This is a genomic window from Flavobacterium araucananum (assembly GCF_002222055.1).
In the GTDB taxonomy this organism is placed as follows: domain Bacteria; phylum Bacteroidota; class Bacteroidia; order Flavobacteriales; family Flavobacteriaceae; genus Flavobacterium; species Flavobacterium araucananum.
In genome coordinates this window covers 45,424-64,569 of record NZ_MUGS01000015.1, presented here as the reverse complement: position 1 = coordinate 64,569, position 19,146 = coordinate 45,424, and the positions used below count along the sequence as shown (strand labels likewise).

The window sequence follows — 19,146 nt, the reverse complement described above, 5'->3', positions numbered from 1 at the left end:
ACCAATTAAACCCAATACGGTATGAAAATATTAAATGTGACGTCTATTACAGAATTAAGAGGTGGAGATGCTCAAATGTATACCGTTTATAATCTTTTGGATAAAAAAGATGATCTAAAACAATATATCTTATGTCCTGAAGATTCTGTATTGGCAACTATATGCAAAAATGACAATGCTAATTTTTTTACCTATAAAAAGAAAAACATAAAGCTCTTTAATCTTGTTTCTGCCATAATAAAAATTTGCAAAAAAGAAGCTATTGATGTTGTACATATTCATGATTCCTCTGCCCTTAATGCCGGATTAATTGCGATGAAGTTTTTATCTAAAACAACTTTAATTTTAAGCCGAAAACGGAACAATATTATAAAGAATAAGTTTTTAAACCGATATAAATATTCACACCCAAGTATTCAGAAAATTATTAGTGTATCAAAAGCTGTCGAAGCAATTTTTGAAGATATTGTTCCTGACAAAAAACGTTTAGTAACTATTTATGATGCTATAGATGTTGATAAATTTGCACATCAAACAAACAAAAATCTTTTGCATGAAGAATTTAGTTTTGCTCCTGACACCAGAATAATTGGAAATATAGCCGGTTTAACAAACCAAAAAGATCTTTATACTTTTATCGATACCGTAAAGAGAATAAAAGCACAAAATAACACTGCTCATCCCATTAAGTTTGTTATTATTGGAGATGGTCCATTAAAAAAAGAACTTATCGATTATGCCAAAAGCAATGATCTGGAAAAAGATCTGTTTTTTGCGGGCTTTAGAGAAAATGTAGAAGATTTACTTCCTGAATTTGATGTTTTCCTGCTTACTTCAATTACCGAAGGACTTCCGCTTACAGTATATGAAGCATTTGCCTGCAAAATACCTGTTGTCGCAACTGAAGCAGGAGGAATTCCAGAAGTTATTACCAACGGAAATAATGGTTTTTTAGCAGCTTTAAAAGACTCCGGATCTCTTTCTGAATCTGTTTTAAAAATACTTAAAGACCCGATTTTAGAAGAAAAAATTAAAACAAATTCTTTCAAATTAGTCAAGAAAAATCACGATTTGAGTGTTATGCAAAAAAACTATTTTGACTTTTATAAATCTCTTGAAACTACTTAATCAGAATTAAATCATTAAAGTATTTAAATAAGAATACTTAAAATATTTTTTTTCTGCCAAATGTTACTTTCTTTTTAAAAGTCTCAAATGAATCTTTACCTCGAATATCAATTCTTTGTACTGTATAAATATCTTTCATTGGAAATATGTTGATTCTGTTTCCAATTCTAAGACCATATTTGATACCGTATTTTTCTAATAATTCAAAAAACTGATTTTGTTTTGGGCCTTTTTTTCTGTAATAACCTCCAAAAGTATACGCCAAAGCAGGAAAAACATTTAGTTCTTCTTTTGCAATTACTTCCTGGCAAAGTTGCAAATCCTTTTCTATTTCTTCAAGCGATAATTTAGCATAGTTATCATGCTTAAAAGTGTGATATCCTAACTCGATATGAGAACCAATTGCCAACAACTGCTCCTTATTCATCAAATGCATATTGTCATTAATATATTTTCCGTTCCAATCTACTTTTTGCCCTATTCTTCCCAATACCATAAAACAAACTGCCTTAAAATCGTATTGTTTTAATAAAGGATATAATTCAGTATAATTATCTACAAAACCATCATCGAAAGTAAGCACAACCGATTTTTTTGGCAATTGTTGGTTCTTATTTTTTATAGCATCAACCTCAGACAACCATAAGGTTTGATAGTTATTCTTCTTTAGATATTCGAATTGTTCAATTATATTCTCTTTTCTAATTGTAATCTGATCTTCGAAACCATTTGTAGAAATAGAATGATATTCTAAAATTCTTAATTTATTCTTGGCAGGATAAAACAATTTAAACTGAACATTAAGAACAATTAAAAAAATAACTAAAAGAATAACCAAAACTGAAACTATATAAATCATAAGTCTTTTTTAAAATGCATTATTAATAACAACCTCATTTGTAACATTTGAAATCTTGCTTCCTATAATCAAACGGGTTGAAGTATTCATTAAAAATTCGTACCCTTTTTCGACAAATTTATCTTTCATTAAATCGTTGTTGATAATTGCTTGCACTTTGTCTGCAAAGTCAATCGAATTTCCAACTTCTGCAAGTAAACCTGTTTCATTATCGATTAAAACGGTTGGTATTCCACCAGCTTTTGCCGCTACAACCGGAACTTTGCAAGCATAACTTTCAAGAATTACTCCTCCTGTTGCTTCATTTTTTGAAGTAAACAAAAACAAGTCAAACTCTGGAATACATTTTTGAACGTCTTTTCTAAAACCTGCAAATATAATTTCTTTTTCTAATCCTTTTAAAGCAACATACTCTTTAATATCTTTCTCCAGCGAACCTTCACCAATCAGAATATATTTTGCTTTAAGTCCTCTTTTAAACAATTCATCAACAGTATCAACCCAGGTAAAATGATCTTTTACTTTGCAAAAAGCAGATACATTACCAATTATTTTGTAGTCTAAAGGTATACCAAATTCCTGATGAAGAAATCCTTTTTTAGTATTATTTATAAACTTATCCGTGTCTACAACACTACCAATAACGGTAAGTTTTGAGTGATCCTTGACCGATAATTTAAGAATTTCGGCTACAGGATCTGATACACAAATAATTTTTTTGATCAACTTGTAGTTGTACTTATACTTTCTGAAAAAATTTGTTCCAACATTTTTTATTAAAGTCCTGAAAAGAACCATTGGCACTTTTAGCTTAAAAAATATTGATGCCAGTACGGCAATAGTATGCGCCTTACTGTTATGAAGAAATAAAATATCAGGGTGAAATTTATCAACTTCATTTTTGAAATTTTTAGCAAAACCAAGACTGTATTCAGATTTAAAATGTAAACCTAAAACGGCCATGTTTTTTTGAGTCGCAACCTTAAAAATTTCAGAATCTTTTGAGCAAATAATCAACTGATCTTTTACAAAACCATTGTCTCTTAAAGACTCAAAAATATCTATTATCATTTGCTCATGTCCTCTCCAGACCTTTGAAGCAGTAAAATGTACTAAGCGCATATTTTTAAAGATGTCTTTTTATTTTGCGAATGTACTGGATTTTCGTATTCCAAATTATTATATCCTGAAATTTTACCTTAAAAATACCTTAAGAATATATTGACCATAACTAAACTCCAAAGACAGTAAAGATCCAGCGCTCTAATGTGTACTTTTTGATAGTTTCAGAATTTACTTGCATATATTCTGTTTCGAAAAAATCTATCGGAATATTGACATCATTTTCTGTGACAACAAAGATGTTATTTGGGTTATAAAAATCATAATTTACAACATCCTGATTGTTTGTAATTAACTTTTTGCTGTATCCCAAAGCTTCAAAAATTCTAAAACTCAAGCCGTTTTGATTCTTTTGTTGCAAATCGAGCAATACTAAACTGGAAGCAATAAGATCTTTTACCTCATTAATTGGCAAATAGCATTTTGAAATCTGAATCGTATCGTGCTTAAATGGTTTATCTTTTTTGACAATAAAAAGGAACGATATTTTCTTTTGGGTTAAATATGAAGCTATTTTTTCTAAAAAAGAAAAACGCTGATCAAAGGACATAATATTAAATGCCAGGTTTTTTATTTCTTTCTTTTCGATTTTATCATCATAAATATAGTTAGTCAAAAACGTAAAATTATAGTCTTCGACATCTTTTTTATCATAACTATAAATGGTATCAAAAAAAGATAATGTCTTTTTTTTGTCAGTAAAATTTTCAATTCCATCAAAGAAAAAACTAATCAAATTTACTGTGTTTTCCCTTAAAAAAATAAGCGCTTCTTTTTGTAATTTGTCGGGTCTTATCACTAAAATCTGATCAAATTTCTGATCACTCAAAAGGGCTTTTTTTATAAAATCTGTTCTGTTTTTTTCTTTGAGTCCACAAAAAGAAAATAACTTTAAAACTGAATTTTTAAATCTTGAAAGCTTATTCTTATATTTAAAAGGTATGGCATCTATGTTAATATAGACCAAATCGACATTCTCATAGCTGTTTAGCTTATTTACCAGAAAATCAATATACCCAAAGGAATGGGTAGCAATGATCGCTATTTTTTTATTATCTGCCATTATCCTTATATTTGTGGTTAAATTTGTTGCAACAAAAATAGAAATATCTCTAACAATTCCTAATATATAGAATGAACGAAGAAATAATAAAAGCATACGAAGTGATCAAAGAGGGCGGAATAATTCTTTATCCTACTGATACTGTTTGGGGAATTGGTTGCGATGCCACAAATCCTGAAGCTGTGGCAAAGATATACAAACTGAAGCAACGTGCCGAAACACAAAGTATGATTGTGCTAATGAACGGTGAAAAAATGATGTACAATGTGTTTAAAAATATTCCTGAAGTAGCGTGGCAAATATTAGATTTATCTGAAAGACCTACTACATTAATTTTAGATGAACCCAGAAATGTGGCTCCAAATATAATAGCGGCAGATAATTCGCTTGGAATTCGGTTGGTAAAAGAACCGTTTTGTTTCAAATTATTGGAACGAATGAAGAAACCTTTAGTGTCTACTTCTGCCAATATTTCAGGACAGCCTACTCCTATTGCTTTCAAAGATATTAGCCCTGAGATTGTTAAAGGAGTTGATTATGTAGTAAACTTATATCACGACAAACTTGCCGGAAAACCATCGACTATCATAAAATTAACGAAAGATTCGCAGGTAAAAGTGATCCGGAAATAAGAGAATAGAGATAAGAGTATAGAGGCAAGAGTATCGAATCAAGATTTTAGAGTTTAGATACAGGTCTACACTCTAAAATTTTGAACCTTTGTCGCTCTGAGACTTGCAACTTTTATACTGTTTTCAAACTCTCAATAAGCCAATCGATATCTTCTTTGGTATTATAATGACTGAATGAAATTCGAAGATTTGGTAATTTTAAATCTGTGTCTGAAAGCATTTCTTTTAAAACATGTGATGGTTTTATGCTTCCGGATTGGCATGCGCTTCCTCTGGAAACTGCAATACCTTTCATATCTAAACTAAATAAAAGCATTGCAGTTTTATCTGCAGGAAAAGGTAAAATAATATTGATAATATTATAAAAATCATCTCTTTTGCCATTGATTCTAAATCCCGGAAAGTGAAGTTCAAGCTGGTCAATAAGATACATTTTCAACTCGGATATATAGCTTTTTTCATGCTCTAAATTTTCGTATGAAAGCGACAATGCTTTTGCCATTCCGGCAATTTGATGTACTGCCTCTGTTCCTGCACGAAGCCCTTTTTCTTGCTCTCCTCCAAAAATTAAAGGCTGTAAACCAGTGTTTTTTCGAATAAAAGCAAACCCTACTCCTTTGGGCCCATGAAATTTATGTGCGCTTGCCACAATAAAATCGACAGGTATTTTTTGCAAATCTATTTCCGTTTTACCAATAGATTGTACAGTATCTGAGTGAAATAAAACATTGTATTGTTTGCAAATAACGCCAACACGATCTAAATCAAGAATAGTTCCCGTTTCGTTGTTTACATGCATTAAACTTACAATAGTCTTTTTTTCCTGAGTCAATAAGTTTGATAAATGCGTTAAATCTATGCTACCGTCAGGATTTATTTTGACATAATCAACCTGAATATTATATTCTGATTCTAATACCAAAACAGTATGTAAAACAGCGTGATGCTCTATTTTGGTGGTTATTATACGTTCTATTTTCAGGTCTTCAACTGCAGAGCGAAGAATCCAGTTATCTGCTTCAGTTCCTCCCGAAGTAAAAATAATTTCTTGTGCAGAACAGTTTAAATGTTTGGCAATACTTTTTCTGGAAAGCTCTAAAATAGTCTTTCCGTTTCGTCCAAAACTGTGAGTAGAAGACGGATTACCAAAATCTTCTGCCATAACTTTGGTCATTTCCTGAATGACTTCAGGTCGCATAGCAGTTGTAGAGGCGTTATCGAGGTATACTTTTTTCATCGCTGCAAAGTTAAGAAATATCAATTGTCTAATCTTAAATATCATTTGCGAAATTTTTCACTATTTTTGACCTCAAATAAAATTACGATGAAAAAATATGCAAGCCTTCTACTATTCGCCCTCTTGTTAAACGGTTGTGATGATGGTGATTTAACAGTAGATACTATTGATTTTAGTGATCCTACTATTACAGCCCAAACCTGCAACACACTAACTAATGGCTTAATATATAAAATAAAAAGCCAGGAGTCCTTACTGATTCAATTACCGGATAATCTTCTTACAAACGATGCAACATTACCAAATGTTCCGTTGACTTATGATATTAACAATTCTACCTATCGCGTTGTTTACAGAGCTTATGATGGTACTGTGGCTACTGCAAATATTTGCGGTGCAATACCTCCAACAACACCCAAAGTAACAGAAGAGTGGCAGGCAACTGCCGGTAAAATTGTTGTTAACAGTTCGCAAATTACAGTATCTAATGATACGGATGGTAGTACTAAAATTACAGGTTACAATTATAACTTTACGTTTAAAAATATTACCTTTTTAAAACCTTCAGGAATAAGCCAGGTGCAAGCCGAGTATGTTTTTGGAGATTTTGTAACTGCTTATACATCGCCAAGTACATCGTTTACAAGTCTTGCACAGCAATGTCCGGATTCAAAACAAATTTACAATTATAATACAACCTCTGCCTTAACAATTGACAACATCGATGCTGCATTAATAAAAAATGAGGTTACGCCAATTGGCACACCAAGAAGAGGATTAATAAATACAATTACAAACAAAGTTTTACTGCGCAGTTATATCAATGGTACTTTGACACAATCTTATTTTTGTGGCACAACTGTACCTTCAACCCCTAGTGTTGGCGAAACCTGGATTGCAGAAAATGGAGTTGACGGAGTAAGCGGAATTATTGAAGTTACGACAACAGCAGTTGGAAATGTTTTTACACATAATATTGTTCTTAAAAATGTAAAACTGGTAAAAGGCAATAGTTCATTTAAGTTAGCCACTAACTATGTTTTAGGAAATTTAGAAGTGGTTGTTGCTCCTTAAAAAGCTGTTTCAACCAATTGAATTTTACTTTTTATTCTTACAAAAAAACGTCCGTTTTTCAAGCTGATTTCAATAGATAATCAGAAAGAAAAACGGACGTTTTTTTTATATTTTAAAGCTATTAAAAGCAGCCTGAAAAGAGTTCTTATTTAGTATTTTGCCTAAAATAAACTTCAGTAGCCCCTAAGCCATATTTTTGATAATTGGCATCCTGAAAATCTATTCCGTCGTATCGACCCAATAAAAAATCAAGTTCAGCTTTTAGAATTCCTTCACCAACACCATGAATAAAAACAATTTTAGGGATGCGATTTCTAATTGCAAATTCAATGTGTCTTTTTGCCGTTTCAGTCTGTAACGTCAAAATATCATAGTTTGACATTCCGCGTTTATTAGGGACCAGTTTTTCGATGTGCAAATCAAATTCAGGAGCCGAAATTTCGCGCTTATCCTTCTTTTCTTTTACAAAACTTCTCGCTTTTGGCTCTGTTTTCTCTTTTGTAATTTCATCTAAATCAATTCTTTTAATAGAATTCATTAAATTACTGGAGTCCTGAATCTTAATTAACTCGTTGACAAAAAATGTCATCGTAAAACCATCCTCAGTTTCTATCACAACTTCCTTATTTTTTACAGAAACTACTGTTCCGTTTATGGCTTCGTCCAAGACTGAAACCTTATCTCCTTTCGTCAGCATCTTGATTCTCTTTATCTTGGTTTTTACTAGGTGTTTTTGCACTTAACTGCATCATTCCATACATGAAAACTGCAATTGCAATTACCATAATATAGATGTTTTTTTGGGCTGAAACCTGCTCATATAACGCAACCGAAATCGCAAGAATCATTATTAAAATTTTAAAAGCTTTCATGTTTCTAAGTATAAGATTTCAAAAGTATGAAACTTTAAAATAGTACGTCATTACTTTTTAAATCCTATCACACTTTTTTTTTGTAAAATTGCAAAAAAATATCACATTGAATACAGAGCAATACATGATTCCCTGTCTGTCTAAAACACTGTTTGGAGTTGAGTGTTTGGGATGCGGTTTTCAGCGTGGGCTATTCTTACTTTTTCAGGGCGAATTTTTTGCCGCTTTCAAGATGTATCCGGCAATCTATTCTACTCTTTTATTTTTCGTTTTTGTTGCTTTGCATTTCCTGGATAAAAGAAGAAATTACAACAAACCACTTTGGATATTTGGCATTATAAATCTTCTTTTTATGCTTGGCGGATATTATTACAAACACTTTTTGACGTGATTTTTTTAACCGAAATTCTCTTGAAAATTACTTTTTAATTTGATTCAGAATATCGTTCATCATCTCGATTTGCACTTTCTGAATTTCGATTAATTCCTGTTGCTGGTGCATAATCAAGTGATCAATTTTATCATGAATCATTCTAATTTCCAACTCTGATTTAAGGTTGATCATATAATCTTTTTTGGCACGATTTCGATCTTTTTCTTCCTGACGATTTTGGCTCATCATAATTACAGGAGCCTGCAAGGCTGCAATACAAGACAGGATCAAATTCAACAAAATAAATGGATAAGGATCGAAACCTTTGTTGACCAAAATATAAACATTGGCACCAATCCAGACTACGATAAAAAGTAAAAACGAAATAATAAAAGTCCAGCTTCCGCCAAAGTCAGCTACCTGATCTGCTATTTTTTGTCCAAAACTTCTAATTTCTGCCTCATCTTCGACAATACTAACAATTGACTTATCTTCTTTTAGAGAGGATATAACACTTTGCTCAAGATCAGAAAGTGTTCCAATTTCTGTAGATAAATAATTCGAGATGTATTTTTGACGGTATTCATTCAGCTCCTTCACCGCAATACAATCTGTATCATTAAAAGAAGGAAAATCTTTTATAATAAGTCCTAAAATGGGATCGTGAATAGATTTTCCTAAAATTTTCTCATTTTCAGGAAAAGAAAGATCTGAAATAGCACTTTTGAATGTCGAATTATTTTTCATTTTTATAAATTTTACGGGCTAAATTACGCATTTAACTTCTTAAGAATCTTATAAAAAATGAGCTTTTATATTTCTTTTATTTATCACAAATACAATTCTCAAAACAAAATTTCTTTAGATAATTCGTGCCCTTATTTACAAAAAACGCATTACTTTTAACGTTTTAAAATCACCACTCAATTTTGCAATTGTGACGAAAGACAATATCATACAAAATATAAAGGCTCTCAAAAGCCATTCAAATATAAATTACGGGATCAAAACCAAAACGGAAGATTTTACCGAAAAGCTTTTTTATACTCTTTTTGATTCAAATGCAGCCTTAGATGAAAGTATCGACGAGCTCGAAATCAGGTTTAAAGAGATCGCTGTTTTAGCCTGCAAAAAACCACAAGACTTATGCGAATCGATTTGGGATCGCTTTCTGGAAAAATTACCGGGGGTTTTAGAAAAACTGAATCAGGATGCGGAGTATATTTTAGAAAATGATCCGGCATCCAATAGTATCGATGAAGTTTATCTAGGGTATCCGGGTTTTTATGCCATTGCCATCTACAGACTAAGCCACGAGTTATATCATCTGGATTTATTGTTGTTTTCGAGATTAATGAGCGAATATGCACATCGAATTACGGGAACAGATATTCATGCAGGTGCTGATATTGCCTCTCCATTTTTTATTGATCATGCTACCGGAATCGTAATTGGCGAAACAACGGTGATTAAAAAACAGGTAAAAATTTATCAGGGTGTTACTTTGGGCGCATTGAGTGTGAGTAAGGAAATGAAAAATGCCAAAAGACATCCAACGGTAGAAGCGAATGTATGCATTTATGCAAATGCTACTATTTTGGGAGGAGAAACCGTTATTGGCAAAAATAGTATTGTTGGGGGAAATGCCTGGGTGACCAAATCAATTCCCGAAGATTCTATCGTAACCAACACTACAACAACTGAAGTTAAAATAAAAGAAAAAAAATGAATACACAAAAATTGCTAAACCTAATTGGAAATACTCCATTGATGGAAACTGTCAATTTGGTTAAAAATAAAAATGTAAAACTTTTACTTAAACTTGAAGGAAATAATCCGGGCGGAAGCGTAAAAGACAGAGCGGCTTACAACATGATTGCTGCTGCGCTGGAAAGAGGCGATATTAAAAAAGGAGATAAACTTATTGAAGCTACAAGTGGTAATACCGGAATTGCGCTGGCAATGATTGCACAATTGTTTCAGATAGAGATCGAATTGATTTTGCCGGAAGATTCTACAAAAGAAAGAACACAAACGATGCGTGCTTATGGTGCTACAGTTATTTTAACGCCTGCCAGCGAAGGAATTATTGGTTCGAGGGACTATGCCGACAAAAAAGTTGCAGAAGGCGGTTATATCATGCTAAATCAATTTGCGAATGATGACAACTGGAAAGCGCACTACAAAACAACTGGTCCTGAAATCTGGAATGATACTGACGGAACTGTAACCCACTTTGTATCAGCAATGGGAACAACGGGAACAATCATTGGTACTTCGACTTATCTGAAAGAAAAAAATCCTGCAATTCAAATCGTAGGTGCACAACCAAGTGACGGATCTCAAATTCCGGGAATTCGAAAATGGCCACAAGAGTATTTGCCTAAAATTTTTGATGCTTCAAAAGTCGATGCTGTTGTTGACGTTAGCGAAGAAGAAGCCAAAAAAATGACAAAACGTCTGGCGCTTGAAGAAGGTGTTTTTGCAGGAATGAGCAGCGGAGGTTCTGTTGCCGTTGCCCTAAAAATTGCCGAACAATTAGAATCCGGCGTGATCGTAGCGGTTATTTGCGATCGTGGCGATCGTTATTTATCTTCGGATTTATTTGATTAAAAAAAAAGACAAAGGTTCAGAGTTAAAAAGCAGCAAAGGTAAAACTTTGAAATCTTAAAAAAAACTTTGAACCTTTGGCACTTTGCAGCTTTGAACCTGTTTTTTAAACATCAAATTCAATTCTAAACTCAGCACCTTTATTTTTTCCTTCGCTTGTTGCGATTAAACTTCCTTTGTTTTTTTCGATAATTTTTTTGCACAGATACAATCCAATTCCTGTCGAAGATTCATTTGCAGTTCCTAATCGGCTCATTTTGGTGAATTTCTTAAACAATTCATCAATCTGATTTTTATCAAAACCTATTCCTCTGTCCGCAACCGTAATTATAAGTTTTGAGTCTTCGTTATAAATTCTCACTTTGACCTCGCTGTCAAAATAAGAGAATTTGATCGCATTACTAACTAAGTTTACCAATACCTGAATAAGCAAACCTTCATCAATTCTAAGCTTAGCTTCTTCGAGTTCTAAACTCAGACTTAATTTTATATTTTTATCAATCAGGCGTTGCTCTACCTGTTCGTTAATAAAAGGTAAAATGCCGGGAAGCAAAATAGTTCTTATTTCCTGATTGCCTTTTACAACGCGATCCTGTTCCTGCAATAATTTAATAAAATTTTCGATGTATCTAAATTGCAAATTTGTCGATTCGCATATTAACTCAGCCAATTGACGAATAGATTCTGAAGGGTTTTCGTGAATAATAAGTTTTGCCAGACCTTGCGGATTTCCTGCAAAATTTTTTAAATCATGCGAAAGCATATAGATCAAGTCTTGTTTTTCGTTTATAAAACTTTCGGCTTCATAAATCGATTCCTGAATGTTGCACAATAACAATCCTGCTTCATCTGTATACTCTGTTGGTAAAATAGATAATTTTCTATTATTTCTATAATCATCCAGTGATTTTGAAGCAATTGAGATTGGTTTTATCAACTGATTCAGAACCAAAAGAGTTACTAAAGTGGCCAGCAAAGTCATTATTAAGGAAAAAATCAAAATCGAAGTAGGCGAAACACTGTGATTGTAATAAAGGACAAAAAACAAAATCCCGATCAACGGAATGTGTATTCCTATAAATGCGACAAATAAAAATTTGAAGGCATAACTTTTTTTCAAAAAGCTAATTTGTGAAAGATTATGATACAACTTCATAAAAATATAACAATCTATAGATTAAAAATAGCAGATTTGGGCTAATTGCTAAAAACAAAGTTAACTTTTAAACTCAATTAAAATAATAAATTAGGCAATTTGATAAAATATTTTAAAAATTAAATTTGAAAAAGTTTACAAACCCTTATTTTTGCGCTATGGGAAGAAAAAATACAGACAAAGTTGTCTTTCATCAAATTCAGGTTCTGGATGCCGGAGCAAAAGGAGTATCAGTGGCTAAGGCTCCTGACGGAAAAGTAATCTTTATCCCGAACGTGGTTCCGGGTGATGTAGTTGACGTGCAGACTTTCAAAAAAAGAAAAGCCTATTATGAAGGTAAAGCCGTAAAATTTCACGAATTATCAGAACATCGCATTGAACCTATTTGTGATCATTTTGGTGTTTGTGGTGGTTGCAAATGGCAAAATATGAAATACAGCCAACAACTGTATTACAAACAAAACGAGGTAAAAAATCATTTGCAACGTATTGGAAAGGTTGAACTTCCGGAATTCGAAACTATTTTGGGTTCTGAAAAACAGTTTTTCTACAGAAATAAAATGGAATTTTCGTTTTCTAACAGCCGTTGGTTAACCGAAAAAGAAATTGAAAGTACCGAGGATTTAGGAAATAGAAATGCCTTAGGATTTCATATCCCAAAAATGTGGGATAAAATCCTTGATATCAGCAAATGTTATTTGCAGGAAGATCCGTCGAACGCGATTAGAAACGAAATTAGAGATTTTGCCAACGAACATAATTTAGCATTCTTTAATCCAAGAGAACAATCCGGTTTATTGAGAACCTTTATGATTCGTACGGCTTCAACCGGAGAGATCATGGTTTTGATTCAGTTCTACGAAAATGACAAGAAAAATCGTGAACTTATTTTAGATCATCTTTACGAGAAATTTCCTCAGATTACGTCATTACAATATGTCGTAAACTCAAAACAAAACGATACTATCTACGACCAGAATATTAAGTTATATAAAGGCAGGGATTATATTCTGGAAGAAATGGAAGGTTTGAAATTTAGTATCAATGCTAAATCTTTTTACCAAACCAACTCTGATCAGGCTTATGAGTTATACAAAATAACACGCGATTTTGCCGGACTTTCGGGCGACGAAACTGTTTATGATTTATATACCGGAACCGGAACGATTGCACAATTTGTTTCTAAAAAAGCAAAAAAAGTAATTGGCGTAGAAAGTGTTCCCGAAGCCATTTTAGATGCTAAAGCAAATGCAGAACGCAATAATATAACGAATTGTGAGTTTTTTGTAGGGGACATGAAAGTCGTATTTAACGAAAGCTTCATTGCGCAACACGGCAAACCGGATGTTATTATTACAGATCCGCCAAGAGACGGAATGCATGCTGCAGTTATTGATCAAATCTTGAAAATTGCGCCTAAAAAAGTAGTTTATGTAAGTTGTAATTCTGCAACACAAGCACGTGATTTAGCTTTAATGGACGAGAAATACAAGGTAACCCGCGTTAGACCGGTTGATATGTTTCCGCAAACACATCATGTCGAAAATGTTGTACTTTTAGAACTTCGATAATAAATTTTAAATGAAAAAAATAATCTCTCTTTTATTAGTATTTACTTTTGGTTTGTCCAGTTGTGAAAAAGATGATATTTGTGATGCAAATACTCCTACTACTCCCCGACTTGTAATTTCGTTTTATGAGATTAAGGAGCCAACAAAAACCAAAAATGTAAACAATTTGATGGTAATTGGAGAAGGGCAAACAACCGGAATTATTTTCAATAAAAGTGTTGCTGACACTACAAAATATGTGGCAAACGGAAACACCATTTCTATACCGCTAAAAACAGATGCGCTTACGACAACCTACAAATTTGTGTACAACTCGTTAAGTACAAATGCTGCTGCCAGAAATACAGACATTATAAAATTTAATTATACACATCAAAATGTATATGTATCCAGAGCATGTGGTTTTAAAACTACTTTTTTGCTCGATGCCGCAAAACCTTTTGAACAGACAGATCCGGCTGGTGATGGCTTATGGATGCAACAAATTTTTGTAAAAACTCTTAACGTTGAATCGGAAAATGAAACACACATTGAAGTATATTTTTAGTATTTGCTTATTGTTTTCAATGTTTTTGGGTCAGTCTCAGGAAACGGCAACAAAAACAGTAACAAAAGAAACGGCTAAGGCAAAACCAAAAACTGAAACTGCAAAACCAGCGCTTCAGGAAGTAAAAAAAGACAGCATCAAAACAGATCGCTACGGGCTTCGTGTGGGAGTAGATTTATACAAACTTACCCGCGGTTTTTATGACAAAAACTATAAAGGAATTGAAATAGTAGGTGATTTTCGTTTAACCAAAAAATACTATTTTGCGGCTGAACTTGGTTTTGAAGATAAAACTACTGATGATGACAGACTAAACTCTACAGCAACCGGAACGTATATCAAAGCGGGTTTTGACTATAATACTTATCAAAACTGGCTTGACATGGAAAACGTTATTTCAATAGGTTTACGAGGCGGTTTTAGTACTTTTAGTCAGCAATTGAACAGTTATAAAATCTACAATGCAAACCCGTACTGGGGTGAACAACCTGCTATTGTCGATGGCCAAAAATATAGTGGCCTTACAGCAGGCTGGCTTGAAGTGGCAATGGGGCTAAAAGCAAAAGTTTTTAATAATGTCTTTGTAGGATTTGGCGTTCAGCTAAAACTCTTGGTATCTAATACAAAACCATCGGGTTTTGACAACTTGTACATTCCGGGCTTTAACAGAACTTATGACGGAAGTTTTGGCGTAGGTTTTAATTATACGGTTTCTTACTTTATACCGCTTTACAAGAAAAAAACAATTATTCCTGAAATCACAAAAACAAAAGGAACTCCTAAAAAATAGTTCTTCTTAAAATAAAAAAAGCCACGAATTAAATCTTATAATTCGTGGCTTTTTACTTTATGTATATTTTTTAAGACAATTGAAATTGAACTGTTGCATTCGAATGAATCAAAGCAGTATCAAAAACAGGAACAGAAAGATCTTCCGGTTTTATAACCATCGGAATTTCGGTACAACCTAAAATAATACCTTCGGCTCCTTCTTTTATCAATTGATTTGCAATTTCTAAATACCTTTTTTTAGTTGCAGTTGTAACAAGGCCTTTCCCTAACTCCTCGAAAATCGTGGTATGAATAAAATCTTTATCCGCCTCGTTTGCCGGAATTATAGCTTCGATACCCAGATTCTTCAATTTATCTTTAAAAAAATCCAGTTCCATTGTAAATTTAGTACCCAACAAGCCAACCTTTTTTAAGCCTTGTTTCTCAATTTCGATCGCTGTTACAGTCGCAATATGAATAATTGGTAAATCTATCGCTGCTTCGAGTTTATCCGCAATAACATGCATTGTATTTGCACACAAAACAATAGCTGTTGCTCCGCCTTGTTTAAGAAACTGACACCCTTTTAAGAGCATCTTAAAAGTAGAATCCCAATCGTTGGCTTCGTTATTCTTCTTTATATCAGCATAATTAAAAGAGTACAACAAACATTCTGAGAAATTAAGATCTCCCAATTTGTCATTGATACCCTCATTTATAAGTTTATAATAATCAGCCGTAGAAACCCAGCTAATTCCGCCTATAAGTCCAATTATCTTCATAAAAACTAAATTAATTATCCTATTTCTCTAATTCCTTTTATAAAAATCCATTTCATGAACAACTTTTCACCGTCTTTGGTTTTTACAGCCTGAAATTTAGGCGAAATCAAAGTGGCGACAATAAAAGCGGTCATCGGAATCCAAAATCCAGTTAATCCTGTATACATCGCTACCAAATACCTGCCTGCAATAAATAGAATCGCAAAACATCCTAATTGGTATAAAAAAGCTCTTACTTGTAATTTTGACATTTTTTCTTTTTTAAGGTTCAGAGTTACAAAGGTTCAAAGGAACAAAGTTTTTCGCTTTGCTCTTTTGAACCTCTTACTCTTTTATTATTCGTTAATCTGTAGATTTATCATTTTTATTCAGAATCAAAATGACAAAGTATTTCCCTTTGTTCCTTTGAACCTTTGCTCCTTTGCACCTAGTTATTCATTAACCTGAAACTTCGTTCTCTTACTTCCCTCGTACATTTCGTATTTTACCAAACGTGCTTCAAGGCTTGCGTTAAAAAGTTTGATTTTGCGAGATGGTTTTAGTCCTACGAATTTTAGTGCTTCAAGATTTGCTGTAATAAACCAGGCATTTGTTCCCGGATAGCTTTTCTTTAAAGTATCTCCAATATTCTTGTAAAACTCTTCCATGTGAATATCTAAACGCTCATCATAAGGAGGGTTAAAAACCATGTGCAACTTTCCTTCAACAGCTTTTTCTGTATCAAAAAAGTTCTCTTCCTGAATGGTGATGTAATCTTCTAAATTGGCATTTTTGACATTGTCTTTGGCTTTGTTTACAGCGCTTGGCGCTTTATCAAAACCTTTAATCGTATAATGAAATTCTTTTGTTTTTTTCATCAGACTGTTTACAATTTGCTCAAACAAATCATTATCCCAGTCTTTCCATTTTTCGAAAGCAAATTCTTTGCGGTTAATATTTGCCGGAATATTGCAAGCGATCATAGCTGCTTCTGCCAGAAAAGTTCCGGAACCACACATTGGGTCCAGAAAATGACTTTGTCCTTCCCAACCGGACAATAATAAAATTCCTGCTGCCAGAACTTCGTTGATTGGTGCAATATTAGTTGCCGTTCTGTAACCACGTTGGTGCAATGAATTCCCGGAAGTATCTAATGCAACCGAAACCTGATCTTTATCGATATGCACATTGATTCGTAAATCCGGAAATGCTTTATCGATACTTGGTCGTTGTCCTGTTCTTTCTCTAAACTGATCTACAATTGCATCTTTACATTTTTGCGAAACAAACTCAGAGTGGTTAAAATAAGTCGAATGCACGGTTGCATCAATCACAAAAGTTTGATTGGCATTCAATAATTTTGACCAGTTTACACCAGAAATACCTTTATATAATGCCTGCTCATTATTGGCTCTAAAAGAGTAAATAGGTTTTAAAACCTTAAGGGCGGTACGCAACGATAAATTAGCTTTATACATAAAACCTTTATCGCCTTTAAAGCTTACCATTCGCACCCCTTTTTCGACATCCTGAGCACCAAGATCACGTAATTCCTTCTCTAATATTTCTTCAAAACCAAAAAAACATTTGGCAATCATTCTAAAATTTTCTTCCATCTTTATTTTTGTATTAAAAAAAACTCCGATCGTAAACCCATATCTGATTATTCAGGTATCGTCACGAAATAGTTATTTTTCGGCAAAAATACACTAAATTTGCGGTACTTTGAATTAATTGAAATAGAATAAATGTCTGAAGCACCAAACTCATCAACACCAAATCAGGACCGTAACACCGAAAATTGGTTTACTTCATGGTTTGATACTCCATATTATCACATCCTTTATAAAGATCGAAACTATCGCGAAGCGCAGATTTTTATGGATAACCTAACGCATTATCTCAACCTGCCCGAAAAAGCTAAAGTTCTTGATTTAGCATGCGGTAAAGGACGTCACTCCATTTATCTAAATCAATTAGGTTTTAATGTTTTAGGAGCAGATTTATCTGAAAACAGTATTGCCGAAGCGAGCAAAAACAGTAACGAAACCCTGCATTTTAAAGTGCACGATATGCGTGAACCTTTTGAAGAAAAGTTTGATGCTATATTTAATTTGTTTACCAGTTTTGGCTATTTCGAAAACGACGATGATAACCTAACTACCTTAAAAGCAATTAAGGAAAGCCTGTCTGAATATGGTTTTGCCGTTATTGATTTTATGAACGTGGCCAATGTAATCGAAACCTTAGTTCCTGAAGAAGTGAAAACCGTTGACGGAATCGATTTTAAAATTAAAAGATATGTTCAGGACGGACATATTTTTAAGGAAATAGATTTTGAAGATCAGGGACGAAATTATCACTTTACCGAAAAAGTAAAAGCCCTAACGCTAAAAGACTTTGAAGAATTAATGGCCGAAGCCGGAATTTTTCTTCTGGATATTTTTGGAGATTATAAGCTCAAAAAATTTCATAAAACCGAAAGCGAACGATTAATCATGATTTTTAAGTAGCTGTTTAATTGTTTAATCGTTGATTTGTTTAATCGCCAAGCGAACTAAACAACAATTAAGTGATTAAACAAATCAACGATTAAACCAAAACCGGATGAATTACTTACTACCTTTATTTTCTGTACTTTTAGGGTATATTGTGGCTTTGTTTTTAAAACCAAAAAGCAAAACCAATCTAAAACTATTGCTTGCTTTTAGCGGTTCATTTTTACTTTCGTTAACCGTAATGCATCTATTACCTGAAGTTTACGAAACACACAATCATAATATTGGTATCTTTATTATGGTCGGAATCTTATTTCAGATCATCTTAGAATTTTTCTCAAAAGGAGCTGAACACGGGCACGTTCACGGACATGCACAAATGAGTCAGATCCCGTGGTTACTTTTTATAAGTTTGTGTATTCATGCCTTTTTAGAAGGTTTTCCGGTAAGTCATCATCATGGTTTAGCATTGGGTATTGCCATTCATCACCTGCCAATTGCAGTAATTCTGACCACGTTTTTTATCAATGCAAACCTGAATAAAAAAGCCATTTTTGTTTTCATGCTTTCTTTTGCTCTGATGACACCGCTTGGCACAATTGCAGCTGAATACCTGCCTTTTCTAAACGAATATTATACAGAGATTACCGCAATTGTCATTGGTATTTTATTTCATATCTCTTCGACCATTATTTTTGAAAGCAGCGAGGGACATAAATTTAACGTAGCCAAAGTTTCTATGATTGTTCTGGGAATCCTGCTGGCATTCTTTTTATAATCTGGACGTGTCCCGCAAAAATGCGGCTCGGGTCTTCGGCTTAATTCCTAATAAACAAAAACTACGGATAAAAAGCCTTGTTTTTCTAAATCGG

At 33.2% G+C, this 19,146-nt stretch carries 22 protein-coding genes; 11 read left to right on the top strand and 11 right to left on the bottom strand.

The window, feature by feature from the left end; all coding sequences use genetic code 11:
• Positions 1–21: 21 nt before the first annotated feature.
• Positions 22–1,128: a glycosyltransferase family 4 protein gene (locus tag B0A64_RS10355; RefSeq protein WP_089479443.1), complete on the top strand. Its 1,107-nt coding sequence runs from the start codon at positions 22–24 to the stop codon at positions 1,126–1,128.
• A 37-nt stretch (positions 1,129–1,165) separates the two neighbouring features.
• Here the strand turns inward: B0A64_RS10355 and B0A64_RS10350 are convergent, their stop codons facing one another.
• The 3 genes from B0A64_RS10350 to B0A64_RS10340 all read right to left on the bottom strand — a co-directional run bounded on the left by B0A64_RS10350 (position 1,166) and on the right by B0A64_RS10340 (position 4,172).
• Entirely contained in the window at positions 1,166–1,987 is an 822-nt protein-coding gene (locus B0A64_RS10350) for a polysaccharide deacetylase family protein (protein WP_089479442.1), read from the bottom strand.
• 9 nt (positions 1,988–1,996) lie between these two features.
• Positions 1,997–3,109, bottom strand: a complete 1,113-nt coding sequence (locus B0A64_RS10345; RefSeq protein ID WP_089479441.1) for a glycosyltransferase — start codon at positions 3,107–3,109, stop codon at positions 1,997–1,999.
• 109 nt (positions 3,110–3,218) lie between these two features.
• Positions 3,219–4,172: a hypothetical protein gene (locus B0A64_RS10340; RefSeq protein ID WP_089479440.1), complete on the bottom strand. Its 954-nt coding sequence runs from the start codon at positions 4,170–4,172 to the stop codon at positions 3,219–3,221.
• Between the two features lie 71 nt (positions 4,173–4,243).
• On the opposite strand from B0A64_RS10340, the gene B0A64_RS10335 reads away from it, so the two are divergent.
• Positions 4,244–4,804 (top strand): L-threonylcarbamoyladenylate synthase, encoded by a 561-nt coding sequence (locus B0A64_RS10335; RefSeq protein WP_089479439.1) that lies wholly within the window; start codon positions 4,244–4,246, stop codon positions 4,802–4,804.
• Between the two features lie 112 nt (positions 4,805–4,916).
• Here the strand turns inward: B0A64_RS10335 and B0A64_RS10330 are convergent, their stop codons facing one another.
• Positions 4,917–6,041: a cysteine desulfurase family protein gene (locus tag B0A64_RS10330; RefSeq protein ID WP_089479438.1), complete on the bottom strand. Its 1,125-nt coding sequence runs from the start codon at positions 6,039–6,041 to the stop codon at positions 4,917–4,919.
• Between the two features lie 87 nt (positions 6,042–6,128).
• Here B0A64_RS10330 and B0A64_RS10325 point away from each other — a divergent pair, with 87 nt between their 5' ends.
• Positions 6,129–7,115: a hypothetical protein gene (locus B0A64_RS10325; protein ID WP_089479437.1), complete on the top strand. Its 987-nt coding sequence runs from the start codon at positions 6,129–6,131 to the stop codon at positions 7,113–7,115.
• A gap of 145 nt (positions 7,116–7,260) precedes the next feature.
• Here the strand turns inward: B0A64_RS10325 and B0A64_RS10320 are convergent, their stop codons facing one another.
• Positions 7,261–7,812: a Smr/MutS family protein gene (locus tag B0A64_RS10320; protein WP_089479436.1), complete on the bottom strand. Its 552-nt coding sequence runs from the start codon at positions 7,810–7,812 to the stop codon at positions 7,261–7,263.
• Positions 7,793–7,987 (bottom strand): hypothetical protein, encoded by a 195-nt coding sequence (locus B0A64_RS10315; protein WP_089479435.1) that lies wholly within the window; start codon positions 7,985–7,987, stop codon positions 7,793–7,795. Before B0A64_RS10315 ends, B0A64_RS10320 begins: the two co-directional genes overlap by 20 nt.
• A gap of 124 nt (positions 7,988–8,111) precedes the next feature.
• Between B0A64_RS10315 and B0A64_RS10310 the strand changes: the two genes are divergently transcribed.
• Positions 8,112–8,378, top strand: coding sequence for a DUF2752 domain-containing protein (locus B0A64_RS10310; protein WP_317045001.1), 267 nt, complete (start codon positions 8,112–8,114; stop codon positions 8,376–8,378).
• Positions 8,379–8,405: 27 nt separating this feature from the next.
• On the opposite strand, the gene B0A64_RS10305 is transcribed toward B0A64_RS10310, so the two are convergent.
• Positions 8,406–9,107, bottom strand: coding sequence for a DUF1003 domain-containing protein (locus B0A64_RS10305; protein WP_089479434.1), 702 nt, complete (start codon positions 9,105–9,107; stop codon positions 8,406–8,408).
• 190 nt (positions 9,108–9,297) lie between these two features.
• Here B0A64_RS10305 and epsC point away from each other — a divergent pair, with 190 nt between their 5' ends.
• The gene (gene epsC / locus B0A64_RS10300; protein WP_089479433.1) at positions 9,298–10,089 is read left to right on the top strand and encodes a serine O-acetyltransferase EpsC; all 792 of its coding nucleotides are present in this window, start codon (positions 9,298–9,300) and stop codon (positions 10,087–10,089) included.
• On the top strand, positions 10,086–10,973 hold the full coding sequence (cysM, locus tag B0A64_RS10295; protein WP_089479432.1) for a cysteine synthase CysM: 888 nt from the start codon (positions 10,086–10,088) through the stop codon (positions 10,971–10,973). The genes epsC and cysM overlap by 4 nt, the downstream gene beginning before the upstream one ends.
• Positions 10,974–11,076: 103 nt before the next feature.
• Here the strand turns inward: cysM and B0A64_RS10290 are convergent, their stop codons facing one another.
• A complete protein-coding gene (locus B0A64_RS10290) occupies positions 11,077–12,090 on the bottom strand; it encodes a sensor histidine kinase (RefSeq protein WP_244285390.1) in 1,014 nt (337 codons plus the stop codon).
• Positions 12,091–12,284: 194 nt separating this feature from the next.
• On the opposite strand from B0A64_RS10290, the gene rlmD reads away from it, so the two are divergent.
• From rlmD to B0A64_RS10275, 3 genes are read left to right on the top strand one after another with little or no spacing between them, the layout of a single operon-like run.
• The gene (gene rlmD, locus B0A64_RS10285; RefSeq protein ID WP_089479430.1) at positions 12,285–13,697 is read left to right on the top strand and encodes a 23S rRNA (uracil(1939)-C(5))-methyltransferase RlmD; all 1,413 of its coding nucleotides are present in this window, start codon (positions 12,285–12,287) and stop codon (positions 13,695–13,697) included.
• Positions 13,698–13,707: 10 nt separating this feature from the next.
• A complete protein-coding gene (locus B0A64_RS10280) occupies positions 13,708–14,244 on the top strand; it encodes a DUF6452 family protein (protein WP_089479429.1) in 537 nt (178 codons plus the stop codon).
• Positions 14,216–15,034 carry a DUF6048 family protein gene (locus B0A64_RS10275; RefSeq protein WP_089479428.1) on the top strand — a complete coding sequence of 273 codons (819 nt, stop codon included), beginning with the start codon at positions 14,216–14,218 and terminating at the stop codon, positions 15,032–15,034. Before B0A64_RS10280 ends, B0A64_RS10275 begins: the two co-directional genes overlap by 29 nt.
• Before the next feature lie 70 nt (positions 15,035–15,104).
• Here B0A64_RS10275 and B0A64_RS10270 read toward each other — a convergent pair whose 3' ends face one another.
• The 3 genes from B0A64_RS10270 to B0A64_RS10260 form a co-directional block, all read right to left on the bottom strand.
• A complete protein-coding gene (locus B0A64_RS10270; RefSeq protein WP_089479427.1) occupies positions 15,105–15,797 on the bottom strand; it encodes an aspartate/glutamate racemase family protein in 693 nt (230 codons plus the stop codon).
• A gap of 14 nt (positions 15,798–15,811) precedes the next feature.
• Positions 15,812–16,048 carry a hypothetical protein gene (locus B0A64_RS10265; protein WP_089479426.1) on the bottom strand — a complete coding sequence of 79 codons (237 nt, stop codon included), beginning with the start codon at positions 16,046–16,048 and terminating at the stop codon, positions 15,812–15,814.
• A 180-nt stretch (positions 16,049–16,228) separates the two neighbouring features.
• A complete protein-coding gene (locus tag B0A64_RS10260) occupies positions 16,229–17,392 on the bottom strand; it encodes a THUMP domain-containing class I SAM-dependent RNA methyltransferase (protein ID WP_089479425.1) in 1,164 nt (387 codons plus the stop codon).
• 132 nt (positions 17,393–17,524) lie between these two features.
• Between B0A64_RS10260 and B0A64_RS10255 the strand changes: the two genes are divergently transcribed.
• Both B0A64_RS10255 and B0A64_RS10250 read left to right on the top strand, forming a co-directional pair.
• Positions 17,525–18,289 (top strand): class I SAM-dependent methyltransferase, encoded by a 765-nt coding sequence (locus B0A64_RS10255; RefSeq protein ID WP_089479424.1) that lies wholly within the window; start codon positions 17,525–17,527, stop codon positions 18,287–18,289.
• Positions 18,290–18,383: 94 nt separating this feature from the next.
• The gene (locus B0A64_RS10250) at positions 18,384–19,052 is read left to right on the top strand and encodes a ZIP family metal transporter (protein ID WP_089479423.1); all 669 of its coding nucleotides are present in this window, start codon (positions 18,384–18,386) and stop codon (positions 19,050–19,052) included.
• The last annotated feature ends 94 nt before the right edge of the window (positions 19,053–19,146 follow it).

Bases quoted from the DNA above. Each gene is read 5' to 3' on its own strand.
- B0A64_RS10325 (WP_089479437.1), top strand. From the start codon at position 6,129: ATGAAAAAATATGCAAGCCTTCTACTATTCGCCCTCTTGTTAAACGGT.
- B0A64_RS10255 (WP_089479424.1), top strand. From the start codon at position 17,525: ATGTCTGAAGCACCAAACTCATCAACACCAAATCAGGACCGTAACACC.
- B0A64_RS10270 (WP_089479427.1), bottom strand. From the start codon at position 15,797: ATGAAGATAATTGGACTTATAGGCGGAATTAGCTGGGTTTCTACGGCT.
- B0A64_RS10310 (WP_317045001.1), top strand. From the start codon at position 8,112: ATGATTCCCTGTCTGTCTAAAACACTGTTTGGAGTTGAGTGTTTGGGA.
- B0A64_RS10275 (WP_089479428.1), top strand. From the start codon at position 14,216: ATGAAACACACATTGAAGTATATTTTTAGTATTTGCTTATTGTTTTCA.
- B0A64_RS10315 (WP_089479435.1), bottom strand. From the start codon at position 7,987: ATGAAAGCTTTTAAAATTTTAATAATGATTCTTGCGATTTCGGTTGCG.
- B0A64_RS10260 (WP_089479425.1), bottom strand. From the start codon at position 17,392: ATGGAAGAAAATTTTAGAATGATTGCCAAATGTTTTTTTGGTTTTGAA.
- rlmD (WP_089479430.1), top strand. From the start codon at position 12,285: ATGGGAAGAAAAAATACAGACAAAGTTGTCTTTCATCAAATTCAGGTT.
- B0A64_RS10330 (WP_089479438.1), bottom strand. From the start codon at position 6,041: ATGAAAAAAGTATACCTCGATAACGCCTCTACAACTGCTATGCGACCT.
- B0A64_RS10335 (WP_089479439.1), top strand. From the start codon at position 4,244: ATGAACGAAGAAATAATAAAAGCATACGAAGTGATCAAAGAGGGCGGA.
- B0A64_RS10340 (WP_089479440.1), bottom strand. From the start codon at position 4,172: ATGGCAGATAATAAAAAAATAGCGATCATTGCTACCCATTCCTTTGGG.
- B0A64_RS10350 (WP_089479442.1), bottom strand. From the start codon at position 1,987: ATGATTTATATAGTTTCAGTTTTGGTTATTCTTTTAGTTATTTTTTTA.
- B0A64_RS10355 (WP_089479443.1), top strand. From the start codon at position 22: ATGAAAATATTAAATGTGACGTCTATTACAGAATTAAGAGGTGGAGAT.
- B0A64_RS10280 (WP_089479429.1), top strand. From the start codon at position 13,708: ATGAAAAAAATAATCTCTCTTTTATTAGTATTTACTTTTGGTTTGTCC.
- B0A64_RS10265 (WP_089479426.1), bottom strand. From the start codon at position 16,048: ATGTCAAAATTACAAGTAAGAGCTTTTTTATACCAATTAGGATGTTTT.
- cysM (WP_089479432.1), top strand. From the start codon at position 10,086: ATGAATACACAAAAATTGCTAAACCTAATTGGAAATACTCCATTGATG.
- B0A64_RS10250 (WP_089479423.1), top strand. From the start codon at position 18,384: ATGAATTACTTACTACCTTTATTTTCTGTACTTTTAGGGTATATTGTG.
- B0A64_RS10345 (WP_089479441.1), bottom strand. From the start codon at position 3,109: ATGCGCTTAGTACATTTTACTGCTTCAAAGGTCTGGAGAGGACATGAG.
- B0A64_RS10305 (WP_089479434.1), bottom strand. From the start codon at position 9,107: ATGAAAAATAATTCGACATTCAAAAGTGCTATTTCAGATCTTTCTTTT.
- B0A64_RS10320 (WP_089479436.1), bottom strand. From the start codon at position 7,812: ATGCTGACGAAAGGAGATAAGGTTTCAGTCTTGGACGAAGCCATAAAC.